Origin of the sequence: Sinisalibacter lacisalsi (assembly GCF_014640115.1) — a bacterium.
GTDB classification, from domain to species: Bacteria; Pseudomonadota; Alphaproteobacteria; order Rhodobacterales; family Rhodobacteraceae; genus Sinisalibacter; species Sinisalibacter lacisalsi.
The window spans coordinates 927,766-948,046 of the sequence record NZ_BMGI01000001.1; the positions used below are offsets into that span (position 1 = coordinate 927,766).

Annotated in this window: 13 protein-coding genes; 11 read left to right on the top strand and 2 right to left on the bottom strand. The window is 66.2% G+C overall.

Annotation, left to right across the window (positions count from 1 at the left end; genetic code table 11):
- Window positions 1–118: 118 nt before the first annotated feature.
- The gene (locus tag IEW01_RS04670; protein ID WP_188526414.1) at window positions 119–691 is read right to left on the bottom strand and encodes a hypothetical protein; all 573 of its coding nucleotides are present in this window, start codon (window positions 689–691) and stop codon (window positions 119–121) included.
- 629 nt (window positions 692–1,320) lie between these two features.
- On the opposite strand from IEW01_RS04670, the gene IEW01_RS04675 reads away from it, so the two are divergent.
- Together IEW01_RS04675 and IEW01_RS04680 are read left to right on the top strand one after the other, a co-directional pair.
- Complete coding sequence (locus tag IEW01_RS04675) at window positions 1,321–4,701, top strand: glycosyltransferase (RefSeq protein ID WP_188526415.1); 3,381 nt, start codon at window positions 1,321–1,323, stop codon at window positions 4,699–4,701.
- Between the two features lie 83 nt (window positions 4,702–4,784).
- A complete protein-coding gene (locus IEW01_RS04680; protein ID WP_188526416.1) occupies window positions 4,785–7,304 on the top strand; it encodes a DUF3131 domain-containing protein in 2,520 nt (839 codons plus the stop codon).
- Window positions 7,305–7,314: 10 nt separating this feature from the next.
- On the opposite strand, the gene IEW01_RS04685 is transcribed toward IEW01_RS04680, so the two are convergent.
- Entirely contained in the window at window positions 7,315–8,088 is a 774-nt protein-coding gene (locus IEW01_RS04685) for a polysaccharide deacetylase family protein (protein ID WP_188526417.1), read from the bottom strand.
- 211 nt (window positions 8,089–8,299) lie between these two features.
- On the opposite strand from IEW01_RS04685, the gene IEW01_RS04690 reads away from it, so the two are divergent.
- The 9 genes from IEW01_RS04690 (at window position 8,300) to IEW01_RS04730 (ending at window position 20,280) form a co-directional block, all read left to right on the top strand.
- A complete protein-coding gene (locus IEW01_RS04690; RefSeq protein WP_188526418.1) occupies window positions 8,300–11,404 on the top strand; it encodes a sulfatase-like hydrolase/transferase in 3,105 nt (1,034 codons plus the stop codon).
- 362 nt (window positions 11,405–11,766) lie between these two features.
- Window positions 11,767–12,837 (top strand): TRAP transporter substrate-binding protein, encoded by a 1,071-nt coding sequence (locus tag IEW01_RS04695; RefSeq protein WP_188526419.1) that lies wholly within the window; start codon window positions 11,767–11,769, stop codon window positions 12,835–12,837.
- A gap of 113 nt (window positions 12,838–12,950) precedes the next feature.
- Complete coding sequence (locus IEW01_RS04700) at window positions 12,951–13,529, top strand: TRAP transporter small permease (RefSeq protein ID WP_229738065.1); 579 nt, start codon at window positions 12,951–12,953, stop codon at window positions 13,527–13,529.
- A complete protein-coding gene (locus IEW01_RS04705) occupies window positions 13,526–15,022 on the top strand; it encodes a TRAP transporter large permease (protein ID WP_188526421.1) in 1,497 nt (498 codons plus the stop codon). The genes IEW01_RS04700 and IEW01_RS04705 overlap by 4 nt, the downstream gene beginning before the upstream one ends.
- 101 nt (window positions 15,023–15,123) lie before the next feature.
- A complete protein-coding gene (locus tag IEW01_RS04710) occupies window positions 15,124–15,894 on the top strand; it encodes a crotonase/enoyl-CoA hydratase family protein (protein ID WP_188526422.1) in 771 nt (256 codons plus the stop codon).
- An 11-nt stretch (window positions 15,895–15,905) separates the two neighbouring features.
- Window positions 15,906–16,388 carry a MarR family winged helix-turn-helix transcriptional regulator gene (locus IEW01_RS04715; protein WP_188526423.1) on the top strand — a complete coding sequence of 161 codons (483 nt, stop codon included), beginning with the start codon at window positions 15,906–15,908 and terminating at the stop codon, window positions 16,386–16,388.
- Window positions 16,388–18,205 carry a feruloyl-CoA synthase gene (locus IEW01_RS04720; protein WP_188526424.1) on the top strand — a complete coding sequence of 606 codons (1,818 nt, stop codon included), beginning with the start codon at window positions 16,388–16,390 and terminating at the stop codon, window positions 18,203–18,205. The genes IEW01_RS04715 and IEW01_RS04720 overlap by 1 nt, the downstream gene beginning before the upstream one ends.
- 9 nt (window positions 18,206–18,214) lie before the next feature.
- Window positions 18,215–19,408, top strand: coding sequence for a thiolase family protein (locus IEW01_RS04725; protein ID WP_188526425.1), 1,194 nt, complete (start codon window positions 18,215–18,217; stop codon window positions 19,406–19,408).
- The gene (locus tag IEW01_RS04730) at window positions 19,405–20,280 is read left to right on the top strand and encodes an amidohydrolase family protein (RefSeq protein ID WP_188526426.1); all 876 of its coding nucleotides are present in this window, start codon (window positions 19,405–19,407) and stop codon (window positions 20,278–20,280) included. The genes IEW01_RS04725 and IEW01_RS04730 overlap by 4 nt, the downstream gene beginning before the upstream one ends.
- Window position 20,281: the final 1 nt, after the last annotated feature.

The following is a 20,281-nucleotide window of genomic DNA, read 5'->3' on the forward strand; positions in this document are numbered from 1 at the left end:
GCCCGCGGGCTGCGGCCAAACGGGGTCCGGGCAAGAAAAAAAAGGGCGGCATCGGCGTGCCGCCCGTTTCCTACGCGTCTATCTCCACGGCCGTGAGATCAGGCCGGGATTTCGCCGGTCAGCCGCAGACCTGGAACTCCACCACGCCCGATCCGCTGCCGAACCGCGACATCGTGTATTTCTCGATGTCGATGAGGTAGCCGTCGCCGCCGAGGTTGTTCGTGCAACAGCCGTTGCAATCGGCATCGGAGCAAAGGTCGAGCACCTGGACGACGATTTCACGGGCACCTTGGCGCAACCGAAGCATCTTTCCCCGAAACTGGTTCCAGTGCTTCTGGTGGACAGCCGCGATGTTGCGCTGCGCGACCCAGCTCTCCGATTTCTTGCCGTTGACCCCGGCGAACAACCCCTCCCATTTGCAGCCGTTGTACTTGGTGCATTCCTCGCTCCCCGGTTCCGGGTAGCTCTCGTAGCTGGTGAGGCGCGCGCGCTGCCAGTCGCCCTCGCAGGTCACCGTCGCCTGGGCCGCCGTTGCGGTCGGGAGAAGCTGAAGGGCGACGGCCATGAACAGGGCGAAGACCTTCGGTTGCACCATGCTCTGCTCGCCCTCGGCGGTCGTGGTCTTGGGGGAGATAAGGGTAGAGCGCGGCTTTGCCCCGCCAAGCGGGCGGGCAATGGATCTCAGAATCATGCGTGTTTTCCTGTAGTGGTTCTTGTTCTTGCTGATCTTGGTCTTGGACCCCGCAAGTTTTTTCACGAGGTCTTAGTGAGGGATAACTTTGTCGGGAATGGGGCCAAAAAGCAGCAAAAGCAGCCCATGACTCGATATTCTGGGCAAATCGGCAGGTTTTTGCCAGAATATCGCATGGGTCGGCGGAATTCTTCGTGCGCCAGATCATCTGGGCGTCCGCCACCCGAGCGGGGTTTTCGCAAGGCTAGGCCGCTGATCGGCCGTGCCCGCCGGGTAGCATGACCTCCGCTCTTGGGAGAATCACCCTGGGGTTGTGGCTCCGCCGCCGGCGCGCGACCGTTTGGAAGGCTCAGGCCGGGTGCGCGGCGGCAGAGGGTCGGATACCGCGACAAGACGACAGGGAAGCCGTGGGATTCCATCGGATTGACAGGCTTGATCGTATTCAATTCATAGCCATTGTTAGAGGTGGCCTAAATTCAGGAATTGAAAGACATCTTTGATGAAACCGGCTGGTCAACGACCCGACAGAGCGCTTCGCATGAGCCACGAAAAACGGCATCCTTCGCGCGCCGCCCGTCGGCCTTTGCGACCGACCAGACGGGCCTCGCGGTGACGAGCGTGTCTTGCCCATGACCCAGCCGGAGCAGGAACGGCTGCCGATGCCGCGGGTGCTGCCTGACCGGCAGGGCAAGGTATTCGAGGATTCGTCCGGCCATCGGCGGCTGTTCGTCATTTTGATCTCCAGCCTCCTTTCGCTGGTTCTCGCGTTCTTGGCGCTGGATTACCTCTGGCGCGTGGTTCATCTCCAGCCCGTGGCCGAACTCACCCGCGCGCGCGCCACCGCGGCGCAGGATGACGCCGCCGCGCCACCGGATGATGCGCCACGGGTCGCGCAGAGCCTGCACCTGGCCGAAGACCGCTGCGGCAAGCCGCGCGATGAAAGCACGGGAGCGGAGGTATTCGCATTTCTGAAAGCGGACGATCGCAAGGGCCGGGCCGCGTTCCGGGCGCGCTGCAACGAGATCGACGTGCTTCTGGTCGAGGCGATGACCCTGCGCGAGAACGGTTCGATCGACCTTTTGCCCCGCCTGCAATCCGCCGGGACGCTGGAAAACCTGCTTCGGGTGAACCACCTGCCGCCGAACTTCGTGGTCGTTACCCCGGATCCGGTGAACACGGCATCCGTCCTGGGCGCTCGCCTCTCGGTTGCGACCATTGCAGATGCACTGGCCGAGCGCCTCGTCGAGGCCGCGGCCGGGATAGACGCCAATGGCGCCTGTCTCGATCTGTCCGACCATGCTGACCTGGCCGATCCGAGCGTTCGGCGATTGGTCACGGCGTGGTCTGCGCGGGCCGCGCTGCCGGGGCAGGAGGTTTGCCTGATTGCCGGGCCGGAGGCGGGGTTCTGGCGCGACCGGGCCGTGATCGCGGCGCTGAATCACGCGGTCGTGCCAACCTTCGAGGTCGCCAGCCAGCCCAGCGCGCCTGCGCCGCTCGCCCGGCTCGATGCCGGTCCGGGGTCCGCGCTCGCGGCAATACCTCGGGAGAAGCTGGTCCTTGCGCCGGGGGCGTTCGGCTTGCTGTGGCGCAGCGGGGTGCGCGCGCCGACGATGGTGTCATACGCCGACACCATGCTGCTCGCCGATGACCATGGCGCTCCGGTTCTGTTTTCCGAAGCGGTCGGAAACACGCAGGTGAGTTTCGTCGATACAGAGCGGCGCCATCACCAGATCTGGCTTGCCGATGGGGTCGCGACCTATCACGCGATGCGGGCCTTGCCCGGTCAGAACCGGTTCGCGATCTGGCCGCTGGGCTATGAAGACCCGGCGGTCTGGGCGCTGCTCGCTCAGGGCCGGGGCGCGCCCGCGGGGCCTGCGCCGCTCGCCGGCCTTGTCAGCCTCGCCGATCAGGTCGCGCCGTCGGGTGACGGCCCTTTCGTCACCGCCGCGGCACCTGCGCGGGCGGGGCACCGAGCACTGACCCTGAGCGAAAACCGCGACCGGATCACGCAGGTCGTCTATAGCCGGGTGCCGGTGCCCGCGCGGCTCGACCGCCCCAGCGCGGGCCCGCTCGGTGAACTCTCGGTCACGTTCAACGGCTTCCCTTCGGAAGACGATCTGCCCTGGCTGCTGGAAGCGCTGGATGCGCACAACGTCACCGCGACCTTCTTCGTGTCGACGGGCCAGTTGCTCGATCGGCCCGGCGCCGCGCGCCGAATTGCCGAGCACGGGCACGGCTTCGGCACCACGATCGTGCCGCTTTTCGATTACGACCTGCTTGTCGACGGGTTGCGGCGTTTCGGGCTCAACCAGATGCAGATACAGCTCGCCCATGAAACCGGTCAGCGCAGCGCCTTCATCCGCGAGCGTTCCGGCCGCCTCGCAGATCCGACGACCGTGCGCGATCTCGCGCTGCTCCGGGAGGTGCTCGCCGAGGGCTACGTGGCGGTGGATGCCGGGCTGATCGTCGCGCGCGACGACGATCCGGGCGCTCTGGCCGACTCGGTGCGCCGGGTCGCCATTGAAACCCGGATGAACCTTCTGAGCATCAACCTCGACAGCGACCATAACGCCGGCGCCGGATTCTGGGTGTCGGCCCTGCTCGCCGCCCTGCAGGAAGACGGTTTCCGCTTCGTCGGTCTGTCGGAGCTCGCCGGCGGCGATGCCCGTCTCGACGCCCTTCCGGCAGAGCATGAGGCGGCCCTGCGCGATACCGTCACCTTCGCGGTGATCGGGTCGCTGCAGGGCAAGGTCACGCTGATGCTGATCGTCCTGCTCGCGTTCAACCTGATCCGGTCGACGTTCTATATCTCGCTGGCCTGCCTGCGCCGCCGCAAGGGGACCTTCGACGCCGGTTTCACCCCGCCTGTCAGTGTTCTGGTTCCGGCCTACAACGAGGAAAGCGTGATCGAACGCTGCGTGGAGTCCCTGCTCGAGGCCGATTATCCGGATCTGCGCATCGTGATCATCGACGACGGTTCGACTGATCACACCGTCGAGACGGTCCAGAGGCGCTGGGCCAGCGATCCGCGCGTGACGCTGCTGACGGAGGAAAACCAGGGCAAGTGGCACGCCGAGAACTACGCGCTCGACACGATCGAGACGCCGATCTTCGTTGGCGTCGACGCCGATACGGTGATTGCGCCCGATGCGATCTCGTGGCTTGTGCAGCAGTTCAAGGATCCGCGGGTCGGCGCGGTGGCGGGATATGTCGAGGTGGGCAATCCTTCAAGCCTTCTGACCCGGTTCCAGGCGCTCGAATACATCGTCGGCCAGGGCCTCGCGCGCCGCGCCTTCGAGGTTTTCAACGGCATCCTGGTCGTTCCAGGCGCGATCGGGGCCTGGCGCACCGAAGCGGTGCGCAAGGCCGGCCTCTACTCGCCGAGCACGATCACCGAAGACGCCGATCTGACCGTCGCGGTGCATCGGGCGGGCTACCTCGTGCGTTTCGAGGAAAAGGCGCTCGCCTATACCGAGGCGCCCGAACGGGTCGGCGCGTTGATGCGGCAGAGAATCCGCTGGTCGCTCGGCATGCTGCAAACCTCATGGAAGCACCGCGGTGCGCTTGCGGAGGGGCGCAGCGTCGGCCTGATCTCGATCGTTGACGCGATCTGGGTGGGGTTCATCACCTTCCTGCTGTCGCCGCTGGTCTACGTGCTCGGCGCCCTGTATCTGGTGCGTGCGGGCTTTTTCCTAGTCACCAACGGCTTTTCCGGCATCGACACAATGCAGCTCGTCCTGCTCGGGAGCGTCCTTGGTCTCGTGCTGGTCGACGTGATCACCGCCCTCGCCGCGTTCCTGCTCGACCGCCGCCGAGATCTTCGCCTCGTGGCCCTCGTGCCGCTTACCCGCCTCGGCTATCGCCAGCTGTTGATGGTCGCCGCGCTGCGGGCGCTGGCGCGCGCCGTGACCGGAAAGCTCTATGGCTGGAACAAGCTGAGGCGGACGGGCGCGGTTCACGTGCATCAAGAGAGGGTGAAGGTCGCCATCAAGGACGTTCCGGCGGCATAAGGCCGCTTGGTTGGTTGATTCCGGGTTGCTAGACATTGAAACAGGGGCGGGGCTTTTCCCGCAAAGCAAGGACGTGCCGCATCATGCCTACACGCCGAAGCCTTCTGCGATCCGGTCTGGCTGCCTTGCCGTTAGGGGCCGCGAATCTCCGCTTCGCCTTCGCCCAGGGCGCGCCCGACAATCTCGTTCTGTGCCTGACCGGCATCGGGCCGGAGACCGCGCCGGAGAGCCTCGCAGCGGTGGCCGAGGTCTTCATTTCCAACGCGATCCCGTTGTGCCTCGTGCTGGAGGGTGACGCACCGCTGTCGCCCGCGATGGAGATCGCCGCCGATCTCGCACGGCGCGAGCCGGGCCTCGTCGAACTCGTGGCGGGATATGCGCCCGGCGAGGCGAGCGAGCGCTATTTTCAGATGCTGGCGGCGGGCGCCTTGCGCCGGCATCTCAGCGATCTGGCCGAGGTCGGCGCGCCGGAGGGTGAACCCCTGGTGGCGCGCTCCGTCTTCACCCGTGGCAAAGGCGACGGGGTGGATTTCCCGGCCTTCCGCTCGGCCGGCTTCCATGCGCTGCTGGCGCTCGGGGGCGATGGCGGGGCCGCCCGGCTGTCGAGCATCGGGCGGCAGCAGATCGTCTATTCCGGCGGGGTCGAACTGGATCTGAAAACGGGTGTCGACGCGGCCATCGCCCGTGCCGAAGCCCTGGTGCAGGCCGCCGGGAACGGGCTTCTTGCCTTGCGCGTGCCATCCGGGGCAGCGCCGGAGGCCGCGCTTCTGGCGGGGTTTGAAAGCGTCGCCGCGCGGTTGCGGGAAGCGATGGATCGCGGATCCAGGCGCTGCACGCGGCCGATTGATCTGGTGCTGAGACTCAGCGCCCAGCCCCCGGCTGGCCTTGCGATCGTGCTCAAGCCGGAGAGCGAGAATGCCCTGCAACCCGGCGGGGTGATCGCCGGCCTGATCGGCGAACTCGATCGCAACGGGTTGCCCTACACGCTTGTGCGCGACGAGGTGCAGGGCACGGGGGCATCGGCCTATTGCGTGGCCGCCGACACGCAGCTCGGGGCCACCGAAGCCATCCCGCCTTGTGTCCTGGACATGACCGGGGCCGGGGTCTCCGAAACGGATCCGTTCCACGTCGTGCTGTTCGAGGGGGGCGCCGCCACGGGGCCTTATCTCGGGCAGGATGCCCGGCTCTGGATTCCGCTCCTGCGCGGACGCGATCTTGCCCGCCTCAGCCCCGATGCGCTGGCCACGGCCTCCGATCACGCCATCCTGGTGACGGCCGGGGATGTGCCCACCGAACTTGATCGCACCGCCTTGGCGCTTTCGCTTGCGCGCCTGCGCGACAGGGGGGCGGCGCAGTTCTTCCCGGTGGCCGATCTTGCCGACAATCTCGTCGCACCAGCCCCGATCCTCGGGCGCTTCCAGTCCGCGCGTATGCGCAGGCACAGCGATCCGCCGCAATCCGGGCGGTTGGCGGCGCTGGAGCGTGACCGGCTGCGGGACGACGCCGCTCTGGCCTGGCGCTTTTTCGCGCGGCACTCCAACGAAAAGACAGGCATGGGCGCGGGCACGGTCCAGAAATCCGGTTCCAGCCTGATCAGCTTCCAGCAGGCAACGCTTTGGGACCTGGGCAGCCAGGTGCAGGGCATCGTCGCGGCCCGGGAGATCGGTCTCATAGACACCGAGGAGGCCGGCGCGGGGATCACCGCGATCTTCGACCATGTCCCGGTGCAGACAATCGACGGGTTGCGTCTGCCGCCATTGTTCCTCGCGACCGACAGCGGCGTGGCGTTGCGCCGAGGCTTCGATCTCTGCGACAGCGCGCGGATGCTCATCGCGCTGGCCTCGGCCCGTGACGCGGGGCTTGTTTCGGAGGCCTATGCCAGCGAGTTCTTCGAGAGTTGGGATATCGCCGCGACGCTCCGCGACGGCCGCCCGTTCGACCACAAGGGCGGCGGCTGGGTCGAAGCCTTTCAGAACCACTGCACCCCCTACGTTCGCCGCGGCCTTGCCGGCTGGGGGATCGAGGTCGCCTCGCCCTATCCGCAACCCGACGGGGGCGACAACGCGGATTTTTGCATGCGGCTCCTGCACAGCGTGGCGTTCATCGGCCATTACGCGACCGAACCGCTGCTGCTCGAAGCCACCGAGTTGGGGCATTCCGCCGCCTCGCGCTGCCTGGGCGAGGTGCTGTTCGATGCCCAGATCTCCTCGTTCGAGACAACCGGCCGGCTCAAGTGCGTGTCCGAGATCTCGCTGCACGAGGCGCCCTGGTTCACCTACCAGGGGCTGCGCGTCGATCTGCCGGGCGAACAGGGCTGGGTGATCAAGGCGCCCAACCCCGACCCGGCCTATGCCACCGACGCCTTCCGCGCGAGTGTCGAGGCGATCAGCGCCAAGGCGGCCTATCTCTGGGCCGCGCATTACCCGCATCCCTACAGCCAGCGGCTGGTGAGCCTCGTCCGCGAGAAGGCCCGTGTCGAGGGTTCGGGGTTCTCGGTGGGCGTTTTCACCGGAAGCGGTGAACCGGTGCCGGGCTATACCGACATCAACACCAACGGGGTGATCCTGAGCGCCATCGCCTACCAGTTGCGCAACCGGGGATGAACGCGCCCGCCTAGCGCTGGGCGATCAGCGCCATGGCGTCGCGCACCGTTGCGATCCTGATCGCGCCGGCATCGCGCGCCTCGGCGGCGCAGGCCAGGACCGCTTTGTAATCGGCGATGGCCAGCTTGTAGGGTTCGGGATCGGAGTGAACGAACTCGTGAAACATGAGCACCAGCCATGTTCCGTTCTCGGCGGCAGCGCGTATTTCGGTGCAGTAGGTTTCCGGTGGCGTGTTCCAATCCACGTTCATGCGCGAGATCATCGTCCGATCGGTGGATTCGGGCCGGTTGCGGCCCTGGCTGCCGCCCCAGGCAAGCAGGTGATTGCTGAAACGCTCGGTGACGAGCCCAACCGTTCTCGCGTCGTGGTCGCCGTAGGGCGACGAGAAGGAAACCGGCCGCACGCCGACGCCTGCCTCGATCGCCGCGCGGGAAATGTCCAGTTCGCGGATGACATCGGCGGTCGACAATTGCGTCAGGTAGGGGTGGGTGTGGCTGTGCGAGCCGATCTCCCAGCCCGCATCGCGAAAGGCGCGGACCTGGCTCCAGTTCATGCCCCAGGGCTTCGGGCTGTTCTGCGCTGCATTGGCCTCGCTGGTGATCAGGAACAGCGTGCCGACGATGCCGTAATCCTTCGCGATCCGCAGCCCGTGCATATACTGCGAGCGGCTGCCGTCGTCGAAAGTGATCGACAGAAGCCCGCGCGGCCCTTCCTGCGCCCACGCCGCCAAGGGCAGGGCGACGGCGAGAAGAAGAGAGCCGACAAACCTTCCAAGGCCATTCATCCGCAGACGTTCCTTCGGTGGCTGAACCTTGGAATGAGTCTTACGCCTGTCAAGGCGCGGAGCAATGGAAAAAACCGGTGCTGCGACGATCGGGCATTGCGCGCGCCCGTGTCCGTTCGCATCTTTGACAGACGGAGGAAAAGGTCATGAGAGTTTCACCGGCAGGCGGGTGGGGCGAGGCACCCGCGGTGCAGACGGGGAGGGCGCTGCGGTGAACTGGCTTGCGCTGGTCGTCTCCTGCCTGCTCGTGCTCGCTTCCATCGGGTTGCTGCGTGGAACCGTTGAGCGGCGCGGCGCTGCCGCGCTGGTCTCGGTGCTGGTGTTCCTGTCGCTCGCGCTTGCCGGGACATACGTGGTCATCGACCGGATCACCGGTGCCGGGATCGACCAGTCGGTTCTCTTTCACCTCGCGGCGGGCTTCGAGGGCGCGACCGTTTCGGGCTTCGGGCATCTGTTTGTCCTCGGCACGGCGCTCCTTGTCGGGGCACTCGTCGCGAGCGTTCTCGCCTGGCGGTTGAGCCGCGCCCCGGGTGCGCGGCACCCGCTGCGTCGGGGCCTCGGCCTGGCGGCCCTGCTCGCGTCTTTCGCCGTCAGCCCGGCGCTGTGGGACGTGGCACACCTTCTCCGCTCGGCTGTGGAATCGCCGGGCGGGGCGCAAGCGCCCGCGCCGGCCGAGTTCGTCGTGCCCGCCCGGCCGGCCTTCGAAAGCTCGCCAAAAAATCTCGTGGTGCTCTACCTGGAATCGCTGGAGCGAACCTATCTCGACCAGGAGCTTTTCCCCGGCCTCACACCAAACCTCGCTCGCCTCGAGGGCGAGGCGCTCAGCTTCACAGAAATCGAGGAGGTCGCGCTCGCCTCCTGGACCGTGTCGGGCATGGTGGCGAGCCAGTGCGGCGTGCCGCTTTTCGGCGCGGCGGGCAACGCGATGAACAAGTTGGACGATTTCATGCCGGGCGCGACCTGCCTCGGCGATCTGCTCGACAAGGCGGGCTATCGGCTCGACTACCTGGGCGGGGCCGATCTGAATTTCGCCGGCAAGGGGCGCTTTCTCGCGAGCCACGGCTTCGACCGGATCGAGGGCCGGGCGGCGCTGACCGAAACCCTTGGGCCGGGCGAGGCGCTGTCCGGCTGGGGGATCTACGACGATCAGCTATACCGGGTCGCGAAGCGGCGCTTCGACGAGATCGCGGCGGCGGATGCGCCCTTCGGCCTGTTCCTGCTGACGCTCGACACCCACCACCCCGAGGGGTTCCCCTCCGCCAGTTGCGCAGATGTCACCTATGGCGACGGCACCAATCCGATGCTGAACGCCGTTCACTGTGCCGACTTTCTGGCCGGGGATTTCATCGACCATCTGCGCGGCAGTGATGCCTACGAGGATACCCTCGTCGTCATCGCGTCGGATCACCTGGCGATGCGCAACACGGCCTGGAACAAGCTGGAAGAGGGCCGCCGCCGCAACCTGTTCATGGTCCTCGGCGACGGGGTCGCGGCCGAACGGATCGACAGGCCCGGCTCGTCGCTCGATTTCGGGGCGACGATCGCGACCCTGATCGGTGCAGACACGGAGGCGCTCGGCTTTGGGCGGTCCCTTGTCGGCAGCGCGCCCACGCTGGCTGAAACCCACGCGCCGCTCGACGAGTTCCTCGCCGCCCAGCACCGCTTTCTCACCTCCCTGTGGGCCTTTCCCGACATCGACCACGGGATCGTGCTGGACCTCGAAAGAGGCACGGCGATGCTCGAAGGCAAGGCGGTCGGCTTGCCGGCACTTCTTGTCATCGGCACCGATCTCTCGGTTGCGGAAATCCTCTTCGAAGACGCCGAGGCGCCGCTGCCGGGGATGGTCGAGACGCTGAACGAGGATCTGCCTTTCATCTGGCTCGATGACTGCACCCGCACCGCGGCGGTTGCCCGCGTCGAGGCCCCGCAGGCCGGCGAGACCTGCATCGCCTATGGCCTTCCCGGCGCGTCCGGCATCGTGACCAGGCGGCTTTCCGACGGAGACCACGTTTCCGCCGATGAACTTCGAGACGGGCTTGGCGCGATCCTCAATGGTCAAACTGCCGCGCAGCGCGCGCGTATCGCGGCGGATCAGGAGGTAGTTCTGGCCGCGCCGGAAGGGCTCGGTGGCCACTACCTCCTGCGCTCGGCGAGTTTCGGCAATGGCGTCTCGCGTGTGACCGACCTTGAGACCGGCGCCGGCATCGACCTGGTGCGCGGGCTCACCGTGGTGGGTCTCGGGCGTGAGGCGGGGCCGGTGAAACTGGCGCATTTCGATACCTGTGCCTGGGAAGGGGCGGTGCGCGACATAGACAACCTGCACCGGACCGTTTCTGAAACCCTCGACGCTTTTCGCCCGTTCTACGGTGCGCTTGCGGTTGTTGCCGATGACAGCGCGGTTTGCGGCGGTCCGCCCGATCTGCGCGCGCATTTCGACGGAACCGCCCTGCGCCGCTGGCCGGGGATCGACTTTCGCACGCCTTATATCGGCATTCTCACCGGCGACGGGCGCGTCATCGAGCATCTGGGCGCGGAGGAAACGGCCCTCGCCGTGGAGGCGCAAGGCATCCTGCGCTCCGGCTTCGCCCAGCCGCAGCGCCACCTTGCGGCCTTGCCCCGCATTGCCCATGCCGGCGGTGCCATCGACGGTGAAACCTACACCAATTCGCTTGACGCGCTGGAGATCAACAAGGCCGATTATGACCTGTTCGAGGTCGACCTGATCGAGACATCCGACGGGCAGCTCGTTTGCCTCCAGGATTGGGAGCGGCTTGGCGCGGCGGTTTCCTGGGACGAGACCGGCACACTCGCCAGCCCGATGAGCCTGGAGGCCTTCGAGACCTACGCCACCGAAACCGCGCGCTTTCAAAACTGCACGCTCGAAAGCCTCGCCGACTGGCTCAGGCGAACGCCGGGCAAGCGGGTCATTCCCGATGTGAAGGGCGATGCGCCGACGGCTCTGAAGGTGATCGCGGCCCGGTATCCCGACCTTGTCGACCGCTTCGTGGCGCAGATCTATCAGCCGGAAGACTACCCGTTGGCCCGCGCGCTCGGTTTCGACGACGTGGTCTGGGGGCTTTACCGCTACGGTGGCGACGACGCCGATGTTCTGCTCTGGCTGCGCCACATGGACCTTTACGGGCTCTCGCTGCCCGAGCCGGACGCGCGACGCGGGCTCGCGCTTCGGGCGCTGGAGCAGACCGGCGTTCTGAGCTGGGCCCACACGATCAACGATCCGCAGGATTTTCGCGCCCTCAAGTCTCTCGGCATCAGCGAGGTCATGACCGATGGTCTGCCGCCGGACGATCCGGGCTGACCCGCTCGGGCCGGCGCATCCTGTGGCCGGTGGATCGCGCCGCGTTTTGTCGTCAGCCAGATAGGACGGGCGGTGGGTGATTCCACAAAACCGACCGCGGGGTCGAAAAAACGGTTGATCGGTGAGCCGATCCATGGCGAAATGCTCGGGCGACCGCCATGAACCGGTTCAAGCGCCTGTCTCCCGTAGGCATCAGGTATTGCAAAAAACAATTATACCGAATAACGATACCAGCCAGGCGCTTCCTTTGGTCGAACGCAGTTTTTTGCTGGAAATGGGAGATTCCAGTGGAAGAAAGCGGCAATATATGGCAAGAGGCGCACTATAATGCCAATTCGCTTGGTTATCAGGGAGGAAAATCAATGACCAAACGCAAAACGATTCTCGGGCTTGCCTCGGGCGTGGCCCTTTCGGCGCTGACCGCGGGTTCCGCCATGGCGCAGGAGGTGACGCTCAAGTTGCACCAGTTCCTGCCCGCGCAGGCCAACGTGCCGAAGCTGGTGCTCGATGTCTGGGCCGACAACGTCGAGAAGGACTCCGAGGGCCGCATCAAGGTCGACCGTTACGCCGCGATGGCTCTGGGCGGCACCCCGCCGGAACTGATGGACCAGGCGATCGACGGGATCGCCGACGTGGTCTGGACCGTGGTGGGCTACACCCCCGGCCGCTTCCGCACCACCGAGGTGTTCGAGCTGCCCTTCATGGTGGCCGATGCCCGCGCCGCCTCCTGCGCCTACAACAAGATGTACGACGAGCACATGAAGGACGGCGAGTTCTCCGACGTGCACATCGTCGGCACCTGGGTGCACGGCCCCGGCATCTTCCACACCAACGAGCCGGTCGAGAAGCCCGATGACCTCCAGGGGATGAAAATCCGCGGCGGTTCTGTGCTGGTGAACAAGCTGCTCGAGCGCGTGGGCGCCACCCCGGTGGGCATGCCGGTTCCGGCCGTGTCGGAAGGCCTGTCGAAGGGCGTGATCGACGGCACCACCATTCCGTGGGAAGTGACCGAGTCGCTCAAGGTGCCGGAACTGGTGTCCAACCACACCGAGTTCGAAGGCCCCGCGCTCTACAACCTCACCTTCGTTCTGGCGATGAACAAGGACGCCTACGAGAACCTCTCGGATGAAAACAAGGCCGTGATCGACGCCAACGCCGGCCTCGAGTTCTCGGTCTTCGCCGGCGGCACCCAGGCCGATGCAGACGCACCGGCACGCGAGGTCGCGGTGAATCTCGGTAACAACATCATCACCATCTCCGAGGAAGAGGCCGAGTCGGACTGGTATCCGATCGTCGAGCCGATCTACGCCGAGTGGATTGCTGAGATGGACGGCATGGGCCGGGATGGCCAGGCTCTGATCGACCAGGCCCGCACGCTCATGGACGAATGTGCTGCCGACATGGCCAGCATCGACACTTACGGCGCCAAGTAAGCGCCAGGCGCGCGGCGGGGGCATCCTCGCCGCGCGTTCGCTTTCGTCAGGGGTGGCGGACTCACCGCCGGGGGCAGACCATGCATCGCTTCTTTCTCGGATTGTCGAGGCTGATGGCCATTATCGGGGGCTTCGTGCTCACGGCGCTTGTGGCCATCGTTGTGCTTTCGATCCTCGGGCGCGAGCTCAATGCGATCCTGCACAACGACCTATTCCAGAACCACGCAAAAGGCTTCGCCGATTGGGCGCTCGGAATTCAGTTGCCGGGCATCTGGGGGCCGATCAAGCTCGGGCCGTTCAACGGCGATTACGAGCTGGTCGAGGCCGGCATCGCCTTCTCCATCTTCTCTTTCCTGCCGCTGGCGCAGATCACCGGGGCGCATGCCTCCGTCGACATCTTCACGTCGTGGCTGCCCGAACGCGCTGACCGCGTGCTGACCACCGTGATCGAGATCGTCTTCGCCATCGTGCTCGTGATCATCGCGCTGCAGCTGTGGGAGGGCACGCAGGACAAGTTCAACCGTGGCCAGACCACCTTCCTGCTGCAAGTGCCGATCTGGTGGGGTTACGCCGCCAGTCTCCTCGGCGCTGTCATGGCCGCCGTGGTCGCCATCTATCTCGCGCTCGCGCGCATTGCCGAACTGCTGCTGGGGCGCCGCATCGCGCCCGTCGGCGAGGGAGCGGAACATTGAGTAATATCGAAATCGGTCTGTGGTCCTTTCCGCTCCTGATGCTCGCGATCTTTCTGCGGGTTCCGATCGGGCTCGCGATGTTCCTGGCGGGCTTCCTCGGTCTTGGCGTGGTGAACGACGGCTTCAGCATCGCGCTCGCGAAGATGAAGACCGAAACCTACACCACCTTCGCCTCATACTCGCTTTCGATCGTGCCGCTCTTCCTGCTGATGGGCCACTTCGCCACCATCGGCGGCATGAGCCAGGCGCTGTTCCGCGCCGCCGAGGGCTGGCTTGGCCACCGCAAGGGCGGCGTTGCCATGGCCGCGATCGGCGCCTGTGCGGGCTTCGGGGCGATCTGCGGCTCCTCGCTGGCGACGGCGGCCACCATGGGCCGCACCGCGCTGCCGGAACTGCGCAAATACGGCTACTCGGGCGGGTTCTCCACCGCCACGCTCGCCGCCGGCGGGACGCTGGGCATCCTCATTCCGCCTTCGGTGGTGCTGGTGATCTATGCCATCCTCGCCGAGCAGAACATCGCCAAGCTCTTCCTCGTGGCGATCATCCCGGGCCTGCTCGCGGCGCTCGGTTACGTCATCACCATTTCGATCTACGTGCGCCTCAACCCCGAGAGCGCGGGGGTGAAGCCGCCGGTGCCCTACAGCGAGCGCATGGTCGCGCTGCTCAACGTGTGGCCGGTGCTGCTCGTTTTCGCGCTTGTCGTTGGCGGCATCTACGGCGGGCTCTTCACCCCGACCGAAGGCGCGGCGGTAGGGGCCCTCGGCACCGGGCTGATCGCCTTCGCCAACAAGGGGCTGAACTTCAAGGAACTGCTCGGTTCCTTCACCGCCACCGCGCGCTCCACCGCGATGATCTTCTTCATCGTGCTGGGCGCGGGCTTCTACAACGGCTTCCTCGCCGTCACCCAGGTGCCGCAGACAGCGGCGGGCTGGGTGGTGGAACAGGGCTTCAGCCCCTGGACGGTGTTGATCATCATCCTCGTGTTCTACCTCCTCCTCGGCTGCCTGATGGACAGCCTGTCGATGATCCTGCTCACGATTCCGATCTTCTACCCGATCATCTCGGTGCTCGATTTCGGGATGGTGGATTTCGTCTCGATGCAGCACGACATGATCCGCGAAGCGATCAAGGCCGGGGCAGGGGCGGGCGTCGCGCCGGACACCATTGCCGAGATAAAGGCGCTCCTGGCCGCGGGAGTCGAGGTGCCTCGCCAGCTCGCGTCCGAGCTCGGCGTTCGGATCACCGAAGCGCGCGCCAACGCGATCGGCGCGGAGTATACCGCGCTGTGGTTCGGCATCCTCGTGCTGATCGTGGTCGAGGTCGGCCTGATCACGCCGCCGGTGGGCATGATCCTGTTCATCATCAACGCGATGGACCGTTCGACCCCGATCATCGAAACCTACAAGGGGGTGCTCTATTTCATCACCTCCGACATCGTGCGTGTCGCCCTGCTGATCCTGTTTCCCGCGATCACCCTGTTCCTCCTGCCCTGACCGGGCGGGAGGCGGCCGGATCGGCGCTGGCGTGTCAAATAGATATGAGATATAATTATTGTTAGTAAAAATGATCTGAAGAGCCGGAGGACGGGCCTGCCATGACAGACGAGATTCTCAAGGTCGCGCTTTCCGATGACGGCATCGCCACGCTGACGATGAACCGCCCCGACAAGCGCAATGCCATGTCCGACGAGTTGCTGGCCGCGCTCGACCGGTTCTTCGTCGCCCCGCCCAAGGGTGTGAAGGCGGTCGTGCTCACCGGCACGGCGGGCCACTATTGTTCGGGGCTCGACCTGTCGGAGCATGTTTCGCGCGACGCCGAGGGCACGATGCGCCATTCGCGCGGCTGGCACGCGATCATGGATCGGATCCAGTTCGGCGGGTTGCCGGTGGTATCGGCGATGTTCGGCGCGGTGATCGGCGGCGGGCTGGAACTGGCCACCGCTACCCATGTGCGCATCGCCGAACCCTCGACGATCTTCCAGCTTCCCGAAGGCCGGCGCGGCATCTTCGTCGGTGGCGGCGCAAGCGTGCGGGTGGGGCGCATCCTCGGCGCCGACCGGATGATCGAGATGATGCTCACGGGCCGGAAATACGACGCCGCCGAGGGGCGCGCGCTGGGGCTCGCGCATTACACCGTGGGCGAGGGCGAGGCGCTGGCCATGGCCGAGGATCTTGCCCGCAAGATCGCCGCCAACGCGCCGCTTTCCAACTACATCATGATCCAGGCCATCGCCCGGGTCGAAGACATGTCGAAAGCCGACGGGCTCTTCACCGAGAGCCTTTGCGCCGCGCTTACGCAAACCAGCCCGGACGCGCTGGAAGGCCTGCAGGCCTTCTTGCAGAAGCGTGATCCCAACTTTCGCTGAAAGGTGACGCCATGGCCCGCGACGCTGCCGTGAAGACCGCCCCGCCGGCATCCGCGATTTCCGACGCGACCCTGCGCGAGTTCACCGGCTACAACATGAAGCGCGCCTTCATGGTGATCCAGGCCGACGTGACCCGCACGCTGGAACCCTTCGGGCTGCGCATGGTCACCTATTCGGCGCTTGCCATCGTCGGCGACAACCCGGGCCTGAGCCAGACCCAGCTTGCCGCTGCGCTGGCGATCGAGCGCCCCAACCTCGTGGTGATCGTTGACGAGCTTGAAGGGCGCGACCTCGTCAACCGCGACCGCGTGCCGACCGACCGGCGCACCTACGCGCTGCGCCTCACCACCGAGGGCGCGCGCCTGCTCGCCCGCGCAACGGAAGCGGTGCGCGGGCATGAAGCGCGCATGATCAAGGGGATCGGCAAGGCCGACGAGGCCACGCTGATCGCCTGCCTCAACCAGATCGAAGCATCCGACACCGGGAGAAGCTGATGGACTCGAAATACCGCCCGCATTCCACGAGGCTGGAAGAGCGCCCCGATGGCAGCCTGATCTACACCTCCGGCTACGAGTTGAGCCCTGTCGCCAATACCACCGGCGACTGGCTGCACAAATGGGCCGCCGAGGCGCCGCTGCGCACCTTCCTCGCCGAGCGCTACGGCGCCGGCTGGCACGAGGTCAGCTATGGCCAGGCGCTGGAACAGGTGCGCGCCATCGGCCAGGCGCTGGTGGCGCGCGGGCTCAACGCGCACACGCCGATCCTCGTGATGTCGGGCAACGGGGTCGACCACGGACTGCTCGCGCTCGCCGGGCAATACGTGGGCGTGCCGGTGGTGCCGGTGGCCGAGCAATATTCGCTGATCCACGGCGCCCACGGCCGGTTGCGCCACGCCATCGAGCTGGTTCAGCCGAAGATGGCGTTCGTTGTCGATGCCGATCACTACGGCGAGGCGCTGGCGCTCGACGCGCTGGAGGGGATCGAGATCGTCGCTTCGCGCCCCGGGTCTCACGCCGGGGTTACCCCGTTCGCCACGCTCCTGAAGGGCGATCCCACCGTGGATGTCGACGCCGCCCACGCGGCGGTCGGCCCCGACAGCGTGGTGAAGATCCTGCTCACCTCCGGCTCCACCTCCGCGCCCAAGGGCGTGCCGACGACGCACCGGATGATGTGCGCCAACCAGGCGCAACTTCGCGACGCGCTGCCCTTCCTCGGTGCCCGCCCGCCGGTGATCGTCGACTGGCTGCCGTGGAACCACGTGTTTGGCGGCTCGCACAACTTCAACATGATCCTCGCCAACGGCGGCACGCTCTACATCGACGATGGCAAGCCGGTGCCGGCGCTGATCGGGCGTACGATCGAGAACCTCTCGATGGTGCCGTCCACGATCAGCTTCAACGTGCCCGTGGGCTTCGCCGGGGTGCTGAAGGCGCTCGAACAGGATGCCGACCTGCGCCGCACGTTCTTCTCCGAACTCGACATGATCTTCTACGCCGGGGCGTCGCTGCCGCAGGACGTCTGGGCCGGATACGAGCGGCTCGCGCGCGCCGAGCGCGGCGAGATTCCCCTCATCACCTCGTCCTGGGGCCTCACCGAAACCGCCCCCGCGGCGATCATCCAGCATGAGCCGCCCGACCGCTCCGGCATCGTCGGCGTGCCGATGACCGGGGTGGAGGTGAAACTCCTGCCCGACGAAACCGAACCCGAGCGCTTCGAGGTGCGGGTGAAGGGGGCCAACATCTTCACCGGCTATCTCGACAACCGGGAGAAAACCGCCGAGGCCTTCGACGACGAGGGCTTCTTCCGCACCGGCGACGCGATGCGCTGGGTGGTGCCGGGCAAGCCGAACATGGGCCTGAAGTTCGATGGCCGGATCTCGGAAGATTTCAAGCTGCTCACCGGCACCTGGGTGCGCGCGGCGCAGCTCCGGCTCGACATGCTCGCCTGCATCGGTGCGCTGGCGCAGGATATCGTGGTGACGGGGGCCGACCGCAACGAGATCGGAATCCTGATATTCCCGAACGCGGGCGAGCTTGAGCGGGAGGGCTTCAAGCCGGAATCCGACAAGGGCGCCTTGATCGACAAGTTGCTCGCGAGCGAGATCCATCGCCGTCTCGCCGAACGCGCCCGCGAGGTTTCGGGGTCGTCCACCCGCGTGGCCCGCGCCCTCGTGCTCGCCGATCCGCCCGACATGGGCGCGGGCGAGATGACCGCCAAGGGCAACCTGAACTATCGCCGCGTGCTCGACCACCGCAAGGATCTGCTCGACCGTCTCTACGACGATGCCGATCCGGCCACGATCACGCTCTGAGGAGATCCCATGCCCGGTTTCATTCCCTACGGGGCCTATTGGTCCACGCCCTTCGTGCGCTGGCAGGGCGCCTTCGCGCATCTCAATTCGATCGAGTTCGCCGCCCATGTGACCAGGGCGGCGATGGCCGAGCGCGGCATCTCGCCCGACCAGCTCGATCACTGCGCCTATGGCCTCACCGTGATCCAGCCCGGCGCCTTCTACGCCACGCCGTGGTTCACCGCGATGATCGGCGCCGAGGCCCTGCCGGGGCCGACCATGAACCAGGCCTGCGCCACCGGCCCGCGCCTGCTCTCGTCGGTGCTGGGTGAGATCGCGCAAGGCAACGCCGGCACCGCGTTGATCGCCTCGGGCGATCGCACCTCGAACGGCGCGCATGTCTACTATCCCGCCCCGGCGGGGCCGGGCGGCACCGGGCAGGCGGAAGACTGGGTGCTGGGCAGTTTCAACCACGATCCCTGGGCGAAGGGCGCGATGGTCGACACCGCCGAGAACGTGGCGCGCCGCGAGGGGATCGGCACAGAGGAACAGCACGAGGTCGTGCTGCACCGCCACGCGCAATACCGGGACGCGCTGGCCGATGATCGCGCCTTCCAGCGCCGCTACATGGCCGCCAGTTTCGACGTGCCCGACGCGCGTTTTCGCAAGAATGTGGCCAGCATCGAGGGCGACCAGGGCGTGCATCCGGTCGACCCGGAAAAGATGGCCCGCCTCGCCCCGGTGCGCGAGGGTGGCAGCGTCACCTTCGCGGGCCAGACCCACCCCGCCGACGGCAACGCCGGCATGATCGTCACCGACAGCGCCGCGCGCGCCGCCGAGATCGCGGGCGGCGGCCCCACCATCGAGGTGCTCGCCGTGGCGCAGGCGCGCGAAGACAAGGGCTTCATGCCCGCCGCGCCGATCCTCGCCACGCGCCGCGTTCTGGAGCGCGCCGGGCTTTCCATATCCGATGTCACCACGATCAAGTCGCACAACCCCTTCGCGGTGAACGACATCGCCTTTGCCCGCGCCTTCGGCCTCGATTGGCGCGCCATGAACAACTTTGGCTCCTCCCTCGTCTGGGGGCATCCGCAAGGCCCCACCGGCCTGCGCGGCATGATCGAGATGATCGAGGAGCTGGAAATCCGTGGCGGCGGCATCGGCCTGTTCCAGGGCTGCGCTGCCGGCGATTCCGCCATGGCCGTATTGATGAGGGTATCATGATCGACCTCGACAAGATCCGCGCGATCGACATTCACACCCATGCCGAGGAGCCTTGCGGCTGCCATACGGACGATGGCTATGACGAGCTGCAAAGCACCATGGCCAAGTATTTCGGGGCGCCCTGGGAACACCCGCCCACCGTGCAGGAAACCGCCGCGCATTACCGCGCGCAGAACATCGCGGCGGTGATCTTCCCGGTCGATGCCGAGCGCGAAACCGGCTACCGGCGCTATTCCAACGACGAGGTCGCCGAGCTCGTCGCCGAGAATTCCGACGTGCTCATCCAGTTCGCCTCGATCGACCCGTGGAAGGGCAAGATGGCCGTGCGAGAGGCTCGCCGCCTGATCCGCGACTACAAGGTGAAGGGCTTCAAGTTCCACCCCACCTACCAGGGCTTCTATCCCAACGACCGCATGGCCTACCCTTTCTACGAGGTGCTTGAGGAGGAGGGCTGCATCGCGCTGTTCCACACCGGGCAGACCGGCGTCGGTTCGGGCATGCCCGGCGGCAACTCGATGCGGCTCAAGTATTCCAACCCGATGTATCTCGATGACGTGGCGGTGGACTTTCCGGACCTCAAGATCATCGCCGCCCACCCCTCCTTCCCCTGGCAGGAGGAGGCGCTGAGCGTGGCCCAGCACAAGCCCAACGTCTACATCGACCTCTCGGGCTGGAGCCCGAAATACTTCCCGCCGATCCTCGTGAAATATGCCAACTCGATCCTGAAAAAGAAGGTGCTCTTCGGCTCCGACTGGCCAATGATCAGCCCCGAAAAATGGCTTGCCGCCTTCGAGGGGATCGACATCAAGGACGAGTTGCGCCCCGACATTCTCAAGAACAACGCCGCCCGCCTGCTCGGGCTGATGGACTGAC